At 63.9% G+C, this 9,659-nt stretch carries 9 protein-coding genes; 3 read left to right on the plus strand and 6 right to left on the minus strand.

All coding sequences use genetic code 11. The features are described 5' to 3' along the window. Positions 1-446 precede the first annotated feature (446 nt). Complete coding sequence (gene apaG / locus JNB89_RS30505) at positions 447-821, plus strand: Co2+/Mg2+ efflux protein ApaG (RefSeq protein WP_006052785.1); 375 nt, start codon at positions 447-449, stop codon at positions 819-821. A 98-nt stretch (positions 822-919) separates the two neighbouring features. On the opposite strand, the gene JNB89_RS30510 is transcribed toward apaG, so the two are convergent. Further along, positions 920-1,099: a hypothetical protein gene (locus tag JNB89_RS30510; protein WP_013340601.1), complete on the minus strand. Its 180-nt coding sequence runs from the start codon at positions 1,097-1,099 to the stop codon at positions 920-922. Positions 1,100-1,127: 28 nt separating this feature from the next. On the opposite strand from JNB89_RS30510, the gene mltA reads away from it, so the two are divergent. Next, positions 1,128-2,252: a murein transglycosylase A gene (gene mltA / locus JNB89_RS30515; protein WP_135895004.1), complete on the plus strand. Its 1,125-nt coding sequence runs from the start codon at positions 1,128-1,130 to the stop codon at positions 2,250-2,252. Between the two features lie 257 nt (positions 2,253-2,509). On the opposite strand, the gene paaK is transcribed toward mltA, so the two are convergent. The 5 genes from paaK to paaN form a co-directional block, all read right to left on the minus strand. Next, a complete protein-coding gene (gene paaK / locus JNB89_RS30520; protein WP_220364697.1) occupies positions 2,510-3,814 on the minus strand; it encodes a phenylacetate--CoA ligase PaaK in 1,305 nt (434 codons plus the stop codon). 216 nt (positions 3,815-4,030) lie between these two features. Continuing rightward, complete coding sequence (gene paaI, locus JNB89_RS30525) at positions 4,031-4,519, minus strand: hydroxyphenylacetyl-CoA thioesterase PaaI (protein WP_013340598.1); 489 nt, start codon at positions 4,517-4,519, stop codon at positions 4,031-4,033. 1 nt (position 4,520) lies between these two features. After that, complete coding sequence (gene paaG / locus JNB89_RS30530) at positions 4,521-5,312, minus strand: 2-(1,2-epoxy-1,2-dihydrophenyl)acetyl-CoA isomerase PaaG (RefSeq protein ID WP_220364698.1); 792 nt, start codon at positions 5,310-5,312, stop codon at positions 4,521-4,523. Positions 5,313-5,369: 57 nt separating this feature from the next. Further along, positions 5,370-6,572, minus strand: a complete 1,203-nt coding sequence (gene pcaF / locus JNB89_RS30535; protein ID WP_220364699.1) for a 3-oxoadipyl-CoA thiolase — start codon at positions 6,570-6,572, stop codon at positions 5,370-5,372. A 130-nt stretch (positions 6,573-6,702) separates the two neighbouring features. Further along, positions 6,703-8,403 carry a phenylacetic acid degradation protein PaaN gene (gene paaN, locus JNB89_RS30540; protein WP_220364700.1) on the minus strand — a complete coding sequence of 567 codons (1,701 nt, stop codon included), beginning with the start codon at positions 8,401-8,403 and terminating at the stop codon, positions 6,703-6,705. 131 nt (positions 8,404-8,534) lie between these two features. Here paaN and JNB89_RS30545 point away from each other — a divergent pair, with 131 nt between their 5' ends. Next, positions 8,535-9,311, plus strand: a complete 777-nt coding sequence (locus tag JNB89_RS30545) for an enoyl-CoA hydratase (protein WP_220364701.1) — start codon at positions 8,535-8,537, stop codon at positions 9,309-9,311. Positions 9,312-9,659 lie beyond the last annotated feature (348 nt).

Below are 9,659 nucleotides of genomic sequence, written 5' to 3' on the forward strand. Positions count from 1 at the left end.
GTGGGTGATGTGCAGCGGCTTGGCGGCGATGCGCGGGGTGCGGTGGGCTGTGAGCGGGGACTTGGCGGCGATGCGCGGGGTGCGGTGAGCCGCGAGCGGGGACTTGCCGGCCGTCCACGATGCAATGAATGGCGAGCAGCGAGGAGTGGGCGCCGAGCGCTGAGCAGTGGGGCGCCCGGCGACGGTCGGCGCGGACGCCGTCGCAGCTTTTTGGCGTGGAAAGCCGCGGAGCTCATTAGCGCCATGTGGTGAAGCCAGGTGCAGAAGAGTTGCGGCGTGCGCTGCGCGTTACGCGCGCTTGCCCAAAGCTTATGTCCGGTTGCGGGCGTCTCGCTCATGACGCAGAATGCCAAACCATGGCGCTGCGGCGTCAATGGGCTCGAAGCCGCTGGCGCTCGGGCTTTCCGGCGATTTTCTCGCACCCGTTTCAGCAGATTGGAATCAGGATGAGCCAGTACGAATTCAGCGTGTCGGCGCAGGTGCAGTTTCTGCCCGAGGAGTCGGACCCGGAGCGCCGTCAGTATGCGTTCGCTTATACGCTGACCATCCGCAATACCGGTCAGGTGCCGGCGCAGTTGATCGCGCGGCATTGGGTGATCACGGACAGCGAAAAGACCGTGCAGGAGGTGAAGGGCTTGGGCGTAGTCGGTCATCAGCCGCTGCTCAAGCCGGGCGAGCAGTTCGAATATACGAGCTGGGCGGTGATTGCCACGCCGGTGGGCACGATGAGAGGCGAGTATTTTTGCGTGGCCGAGGACGGCGAGCGTTTCGATGCGCCGGTGCCCGAGTTCATTTTGCGCATGCCGCGTACGCTGCATTGAACCGTGCAAGCGGTCTGCGGTCGTTAACGGGGCAATGCGGCGTCATTCGCGGGTAGTACGGAGACAAATCTGCGCCCCGGAATGCGCGCGGCGCGGCGTCAGAGCGGCTCTTGCGGCTTCTGCGGGCTTTGCGGCTTCGGCGTCTCCTGGCTGTTGGCGCGCGCCGCTTTCTTTTTACCGGACGACGTCCACACCACGATGAACACGAGCAGGAACAGCGCGAGAAGCGATTCCAGCGCGAAGATGAGCATTGGGTATTCGTCGAACAGATCAGACATGGCGGTTTCCATCAAGAACGAACATTGTATGCGTTTTGTCCGCGCGACCGGAGCCTGGCTCGGCGCGCTTTCGGTGGCCGCAATACTCGCCGCCTGCGGTGGCGGCGGCGCGGTGCGGCCGGTGTCTTCGCCGCCCACCGGCGCCGCGATCATTCCCGGCCAGATTGCGGCGACGCGGCTCACGGCCGTGGCGTGGCAGCAGGTTCCCGGCTGGCAGGACGATTCGCTGATCGGCGCGACGGCCGCTTTGCGGCAGAACTGCGTGAGGCTCGCGCGCCAGCCGAACTGGGCGCGGGCGTGCGCGGCCGCGGCGCAACTGGACGACCTCGACAGCACCAGTGCGCGGGCTTTTTTTGAGGCGTATTTCACCCCTTTCCAGCTAGCCAATAACGACGGCACGCTCGACGGCCTCGTCACGGGTTACTACGAGCCGTTGTTGCGCGGCTCGCGCACGCGGCATGGCGTATATCAGACGGCGCTGTATCGCTGGCCGTCGAGCTATCGCCCGGGCGCGCCGATGCCGCCGCGGGCGCAGCTCGAACGCATGGGCGTGCTGAACGGCAACGAGCTCGTCTGGGTCGACGATCCGATTGAAGCGTTCTTCCTGCAAGTGCAGGGCTCCGGACGGATCGTGATGGAAGACGGCAGCGTGATGCGCGTAGGCTTTGGCGGCACGAACAACCAGCCGTACAAGTCCATTGGACGGTGGCTGCTGGATCGCGGCGAGCTGACGCCCGCGCAAGCCACCATGCAAGGCATCAAGGCCTGGGCGCGCGCAAACCCCAATCGTGTAGATGCGCTGCTCGATACGAATCCGCGCTTCGTGTTCTTCCGCGAGATGCCGTCGGCGGAAGCCATGCCCAAGGGCGGCGCGGACGGCCCAATCGGCGCGCTTGGCGTGCCCTTGACGCCGGAACGTTCGATCGCCGTCGATCCCGCCTCGATTCCGCTCGGCACCCCCGTGTTTCTGCAGACCACTCGCCCGCTAACCAACTCGCCGATGAACCGTCTGGTATTCGCACAGGACACTGGCTCGGCAATCAAGGGCGGAGTGCGCGCCGACTACTTCTGGGGTCTCGGCGACGACGCTGGCGATCTTGCCGGGAAGATGAAGCAGGGCGGCCGGATGTGGTTGCTGCTGCCGAATTCGTGAATGGGCGCTGGGCTGCGCGCGTAGCATGGCTGCAAGGGGCGTTGTATGCGGCGGCTGCGGCGTGTGGTCGGAGCGCCGCAGCTAGCAACCAGGTACACGGCTGAGCCGGCTATGAGGCCGGCGCGGAGCACGGCGGGCCGCACGGCGAGGACCACGGTGGCCCCCCGGCGAGGGCCACGGCGAGGGCCACGGCCCAAGCATGCGCAACGGCCGTGGAGTCTGCCGCGAGCCCTGTGAACGTGCCCGCGGTTGTCTTTCTACTGCCCGGTTTTGCGCTTGTCGACTACGCGCCGCGCCTTGCCCACCGAACGTTCAATCCCGTTCACCGCCAGCACATTGACCACTGCGCTCACGCCGATCAGCGCCTTGATGTCATAGGCGAGAGCCTGCTTCGCCGCGCTCAGGACGGCAACGTCCGGCGCCGTTTCCGGACACGGCTCGACGTTCAGCGTCATTACATCGAGCGGCCCTTCCTTGGTCAGCACGATCTGATAGTGAGGAGCGAGCGCGTGTTGCTTGAGCAGCAGTTCCTCGATTTGCGTGGGAAACACGTTGACGCCTCGCACGATCATCATGTCGTCGGAGCGCCCGGTGATTTTTTCCATGCGGCGCATCGTACGGGCGCTGCCTGGCAAGAGACGCGTGAGGTCGCGCGTGCGGTAACGGATGATCGGCAACGCTTCCTTGGTGAGCGACGTGAACACCAGTTCGCCCAGTTCTCCGTCGGGAAGAACCTCGCCGGTTTCAGGGTCGATGATCTCCGGATAAAAATGATCTTCCCAGATGGTCGGCCCGTCTTTCGTCTCGACGCATTCCGAGGCTACGCCAGGCCCCATCACCTCCGACAGACCATAAATGTCGACCGCGTCGATGCCCATGCGCTGTTCGATCGCGTGACGCATGTCGTTGGTCCACGGCTCCGCGCCGAAGATGCCGATGCGCAGCGAGCAATCGGCTGGGTCCACGCCCTGGCGCTCCAGTTCGTCCGCGATCGAAAGCATGTAGCTCGGCGTCACCATGATGATGTCGGGCCGGAAGTCCTGGATCAGTTGCACCTGCTTTTCCGTCTGACCGCCGCCGAACGGAATGACGGTCAGGCCGGCGCGCTCGGCGCCGTAGTGCGCGCCGAGGCCGCCTGTGAAGAGGCCGTACCCGTAGCTCACATGCACCTTGTCGCCGGGTTTGGCGCCTGCCGCGCGGATGGAGCGCGCGACGAGATTTGCCCACGTGTCGATATCGCGAGCCGTGTAGCCGACCACGGTCGGCTTGCCGGTCGTCCCCGACGAAGCATGAATGCGCGAGATCCGCTCCTGCGGCACAGCGAACATCCCGAAGGGATAGCTGTCGCGCAAATCCTGCTTCGTCGTGAACGGGAAGCGCGCGATGTCCGCCAGCGTCTTCAGTTCGCTCGGATGAATCCCTGCTTCATCGAACTTTCGACGATAGACGGGCGAATTCTCATACGCGTGGCTGAGCGACCATTTGAGCCGTTCAAGCTGAAGCGCGGCCAGTTCGTCGCGGCTGGCGGTCTCGATGGGATCGAGCGGAAGGGCGGGGCTCATTGATTGTCTCCTTGCTGCCTCAATGCTGTGCTGTGTCTGATATTAGGCTGCGCTTGTGCGCAAAATTCCGGAGCGGCGGCGCTGGAAGTGCGGGCGTCCGCCATGCGGTGAGTCGTCCGCCGACGCGCCGCTCGCGACTGCCACTGACTGGCGACGCTCGCGTAGAGCGCTTGCCGTGCGCATTCTGCGTGCGCTGTGGACGCCACTGTCTTTGTGTTAGTCCGGTTCTTCCGGTTTGGTACTCGCCGGTGCGAGAGGAATCACGCTACCCTTGATTTGCGCCGATTTGCCGCGAAACATCGCGACTGTCTCATCGGCGCGATTGGTGACGCGAATATCGTAGATCCCTGTGCGGCCGTTCAGAGTCTGCTCGACAGCCTCTGCGGTGAGCACATCGCCGCCGTGCACCGGACGGAGGAACTCGATCGAGCAACCGGACGCCACCGTGTTGACGTTGCGCGAATTGCAAGCGAACGCGAAGCTCGAGTCGGCGAGCGTGAATATCAGCCCGCCGTGACAGATCTGATGGCCATTGAGAAAGTCGTCACGCACGGGCATTCGCAGACGCGCATAGCCCGCGCGCACTTCCACGATCTCAAGGCCAAGCGCGCGGCTGCACGCGTCGTTCTCGTACATGGCGGCGGCGGTTGCACGGGCGAGCTCGTCCGGCTCCATGTCCGCAGGATAGAGGGCTTGCGTCGACATATCAGCGCCCTTCGAAGCGCGGCGCGCGCTTCTCGACAAAGGCTTGCACGCCCTCTGCGTAATCGTACGACGCACCCAGCTCGCGTTGCAGGTCGCGCTCGAGGTCGAGTTGCTGATCGAGCGTTTGCGTCGTGCTGGCGCGCATGGCCTGCTTGATCGCAGCGATGGCGCGCGTGGGTTGCTGTGCGAGCTGTGCCGCAAGTCCGGCTGCGGCTTGCGCGAGCTCCTGGTCGTCGACCGTCTTCCAGATGAGCCCCCAGCTTTCGGCTTTCTCGGCGCTGAGCTTGTCGCCGGTAATGGCGAGTCCCAACGCCCGCGCCATGCCGACACGCTGCGGCAGGAACCACGTGCCGCCGGAATCCGGCACAAGGCCAATCTTCACGAAAGCCTGGATAAAGCTCGCCGAACGTCCCGCCAGCACGATGTCGCAAGCGAGCGCGAGGTTGGCGCCGGCGCCTGCTGCCGTGCCGTTGACTGCTGCTATCACGGGTAGCGGCAGTGCCTGCAGGCGGCGAATCAACGGATTGAAATGCGCGTCGATCAACTCGCCAAGGTCCGTCATGGCGCCCGGAGTGAAATCCAGGTCGGCGAGGTCCTGTCCCGCACAGAAGCCGCGCCCGGCGCCGGTCAGGACAAGGGCGCGAGCGCCGCTCGCCTCTACTTGGCCGAGCGCTGCCGCCAGCTCCTCATGCATCGCACGCGTGAAGCTGTTCAGCTTGTCCGGACGGTTCAGCGTGATGGTCGCTACGCGGCTCGATGCGTCGGACTCCAGACGGATCGCTTCGTATGGCATGGGTGTCTCCTCAAAGTCTCTTTCGCAAAACTTTTCGCGGAACTGCGGTGCTTTCTCTTAGAGCCGTTCAATGACGAGCGCGATGCCCTGGCCGACGCCGATGCACATCGTGCAAAGCGCGAAGCGGCCATTGCAGCGTTCAAGCTGGTACAGCGCTGTCGTGACGAGGCGCGCGCCCGATGCGCCGAGCGGATGCCCGAGCGCGATTGCTCCGCCATTCGGATTGACGCGCGGGTCGTCGTCGCGCAATCCAAGCGCGCGCAGAACCGCGAGCCCTTGCGACGCGAACGCTTCGTTCAACTCGATCACATCGAACTGCTCGAGCTTCATGCCGAGCTGCCGGAGCAACTTTTGCGTGGCCGGCGCCGGGCCAATGCCCATGATGCGCGGCTCGACACCGGCTGTCGCCATGCCGACCACGCGGGCCCGGCGGCGCAGGCCGTACTGGTCTGCCGCTTGTTGATTCGCGAGAAGCAGCGCGCAAGCGCCGTCGTTGACGCCGGACGCGTTGCCGGCCGTGACGCTGCCGTCGGGGCGAACGACGCCCTTGAGCCTTGCCAGGCTTTCGAGCGAAGTCTCGCGCGGATGCTCGTCGACGGTTACGCGAACGGGATCGCCCTTTTTCTGCGCGATTTCAACACCGACAATTTCCTGCGCCAGCGTGCCGTCGCGTTGTGCACGCGCTGCCTTCTGCTGGCTGGCCAGTGCGAATGCGTCCTGATCGGCGCGGCTGATGCTGAACTCGACGGCTACGTTTTCGGCGGTCTCCGGCATTGAATCGACGCCGTACCGGCTCTTCATGAGCGGATTGACGAAGCGCCAGCCAATCGTCGTATCGTAGATGTCAGCTTGCCGGGAGAACGCGCTCGCGGCTTTGCCCATCACGAACGGCGCGCGGGTCATGCTCTCCACTCCGCCGGCAATCATCAGCCGGGCTTCGCCGGCCTTGACGGTCCGCGCTGCTGTGCCGACGGCGTCCATGCCGGAGCCGCACAGACGGTTGATGGTTGCACCCGGCACGTCCGTGGGAAGACCGGCGAGCAACGCCGACATGCGGGCTACGTTGCGATTGTCTTCGCCGGCCTGATTCGCGCAGCCGTAAATCACGTCGTCCACGGCGCGCCAGTCCACGCCGGGATTACGCTCGATCAGTGCCTTGATCGGCACCGCGCCGAGGTCGTCGGCACGGACGTCTTTGAGGGCGCCGCCGTAACGGCCAATGGGAGTGCGAATCGCATCGCAGATGAAGGCGTCGTTCATACCGTTCCAGTTGAAGCGGACCGGCGTTGCATGCCGATCCGATGTCTCATGTTAGTTGGCGCGCACGGCGGGGTCTATTCGGCCAGACGACATAGGACAGACCGAACACCGCGCGTCCGTCTTATGACGTTTAGCTGACTACCGCCGGCGCTGCTTTCGGTTCAACATGAACGCGGCTTTGGATCACGCGGAAGCGATTCGCGACGAACGCGGCGTCTGTGAGCGCAGCGTTTGCTGCGGGGTTCGCGCCGGTGCCGTGGAAATCCGAGAAGGCCGCCGACTGGTTGACGAATACACCGTCCGTCAGGTTGATCGAGAGCGCGACGCCGCCGCGCAGTGAAGCCTCATGCGCCTGTTCGAGGACGGCTTCGTCTGTGCTGTACACCGAAAGAGTGAGGGCGCCATGCTCTGCCGCAATCGCGCCGGCGAGTTCGAGCGACTGCGCGGTCGAGTCGGTAGCAATGATGAACGAGATGGGGCCGAACCATTCCCGCGTGAATTGCGCGCGATCGGTTGCGGCATCCAGCTGAACCACGAGCGGCGTGCGCACGCGGGCACCGGCAAACGCGGGGTGCTCCATTGGCTGGCTCGCGGCGAGAACACGGCCAAGCCTGCTGGCTTCGGCGACGCGTTGGCTAATGCTTTCGTTCTGGATCGCGCCGAGCAGCTCGACGGCACGCGCCGGCTCGGCCACCAGCTTTTGCACGGCGCCGACAATGGCCTGCGCGACTTCGTCGAACGTCAGTGCGCCGTCTCTAGTGCGGATGCCGCCGCGCGGTACGTAGATGTTTTGCGGTGCGGTGCACATCTGGCCGGAGTAAAGCGCGAGAGAGAAGGCGATGTTACGGGCGGCGGCTTTGATGTCGTCAACGGAGTCGATCACGATCTGATTCACGCCGGCTTTCTCGGTGTAGACCTGAGCCTGGTGTGCATTGCGCTCGAGCCAGGTACCGTTTTGCGTGCTGCCCGTGAAGTCGATCAACTTGATTTCCGGGCGCACGGCCAGGCTTTGGACGATTGCGCCGTCGTTCGGCTCGGTGGCGAGCAGGGTGACGACGTTCGGGTCGAAACCGGCCTCGCGCAGAACCTCGCGCGCAATTCTCACCGTTATGGCGAGCGGCAGAATGGCGCCGGGGTGCGGTTTGACGATCACGGCGTTGCCGGTGGCGAGGTCGGCGAAAAGGCCCGGATAGCCGTTCCACGTCGGGAAGGTGCAGCACCCGAGCACGAGGCCGGTGCCGCGCGGCACGACCGTGTAGCGCTTTTTCATGGCGAGCGGCGGATTCTTGCCTTGCGGTTTTTCCCAATGCGCTTCGGCGGGAATGCGGCGCAACTGGTCCCATGCGTACACGACGGCTTCCAGCGCCCGGTCTTGCGCATGCGGGCCGCCTGCCTGGAACGCCATCATGAAGGCCTGGCCGGTCGTATGCATGACGCTATAACCGACTTCGAAGCTCGCGCGATTGAGCCGCGCGATGATTTCCAGCGATACGCCGACCCAAGCCTGCGGGCCGGCGGCGCGCCAGTCGTTTTGTGCAGTCGCGGCCGCCGCAATGAGCGCATCGGGCGTGGATTTCGGATAACGAATGCCAAGCGGGAAACCGAATGGAGACACTTCCGCGCCAACGGTCTCTCCTGTCGAAGGTTGGTCCAGCTCGAAGGAGGTGTTCAGATGCGCCTTGAAGGCTGCTTCGCCGTCCGCGTTGGAGGTTTCCCCGTACACTTTCGGACTGGGCATTTCGGCGAACGGGCTCCAGTAACCGCGCGTTTCGGCAGCGGTGAGCGCCTTTTGCAACATATCTTCGTGCTTGGTGAAAAACGGATGTGTCATGGCAGAGGCTTGGCTGTGCGTTAGGAGAAGCCCGTCGAATAATTGACCGACCGGTTGGTTGGGGAATGTTAGCATTATTAGGATGGCCGCGCGAAGCGTTTTTCGCGCTCGATTAATCACAAGGAGGCGGCATGGCTTACGAGAACATTCTGGTCGAGACGCGGGGGCGGGTTGGGCTCGTCACGTTGAATCGTCCCAAGGCGCTTAACGCGCTGAACGATGCTTTGATGGACGAACTAGGGGCGGCACTGCGCGAGTTCGACGCCGACGACGGCATTGGCGCGATTGTCCTGACGGGAAGCGAGAAGGCATTCGCCGCCGGTGCCGACATCGGCATGATGTCGACCTATTCCTATATGGATGTGTACAAGGGGGACTACATCACCCGCAACTGGGAGACGGTTCGCTCGATTCGCAAGCCGATTATTGCGGCCGTGGCGGGATTCGCGCTGGGCGGCGGCTGCGAATTGGCCATGATGTGCGACATGATCTTCGCGGCGGACGCGGCTAAGTTCGGGCAGCCGGAAATCAAACTCGGCATCATGCCGGGCGCCGGCGGCACGCAGCGACTGCCGCGCGCTGTGTCGAAGGCAAAGGCAATGGACCTGTGCCTGACAGCGCGCTTCATGGATGCTACCGAGGCAGAACGCGCGGGGTTGGTGTCGCGGGTTATTCCCGCTGCGTCGTTGCTTGACGAAGCGGTCGCGGCAGCGGCGACGATCGCCGAATTTCCGCTGCCCGCAGTCATGATGGTGAAGGAGTCGGTCAATCGCGCTTACGAAACGACGCTGGCAGAGGGCGTCCATTTCGAACGTCGCCTGTTCCATTCGCTGTTTGCCACTGAAGATCAAAAGGAAGGGATGGCGGCGTTCGTCGAGAAGCGCAAACCGGTTTTCAAGCACCGTTAATAGGCCCGTCGAAATAACGCTTGCAAGGCGTCGCGTGGCTCGCTAGAATCTCGCTCTTTCGTGCTCCGGACGCCGGGGCACGGGAAGCGGGAAAGCCAGTGGTGGCAAGGCTTCCAGCGGCGGTAGCAGGTTCAGGCAGTAGCAAAAACCTGTTGACGGCGCAGCGGAAGTTCTTCATAATCCCGCTTCTCTGCTGCTGATGCAGCAACGCAGAACGAAGCGGTGCCGGGTAGTTGAAGCAGGCGCTGTTGAGTGTGCGAATCGATCTTTAAAAACTAGCAGCCGATAAGTGTGGGCGCTTGATGCGCGACGCGAGCCGGGTTCTTCGGAATCTGGCGCAAAGCGAAA

Origin of the sequence: Paraburkholderia phenoliruptrix (assembly GCF_019511605.1) — a bacterium.
Lineage (GTDB): Bacteria > Pseudomonadota > Gammaproteobacteria > Burkholderiales > Burkholderiaceae > Paraburkholderia > Paraburkholderia phenoliruptrix_A.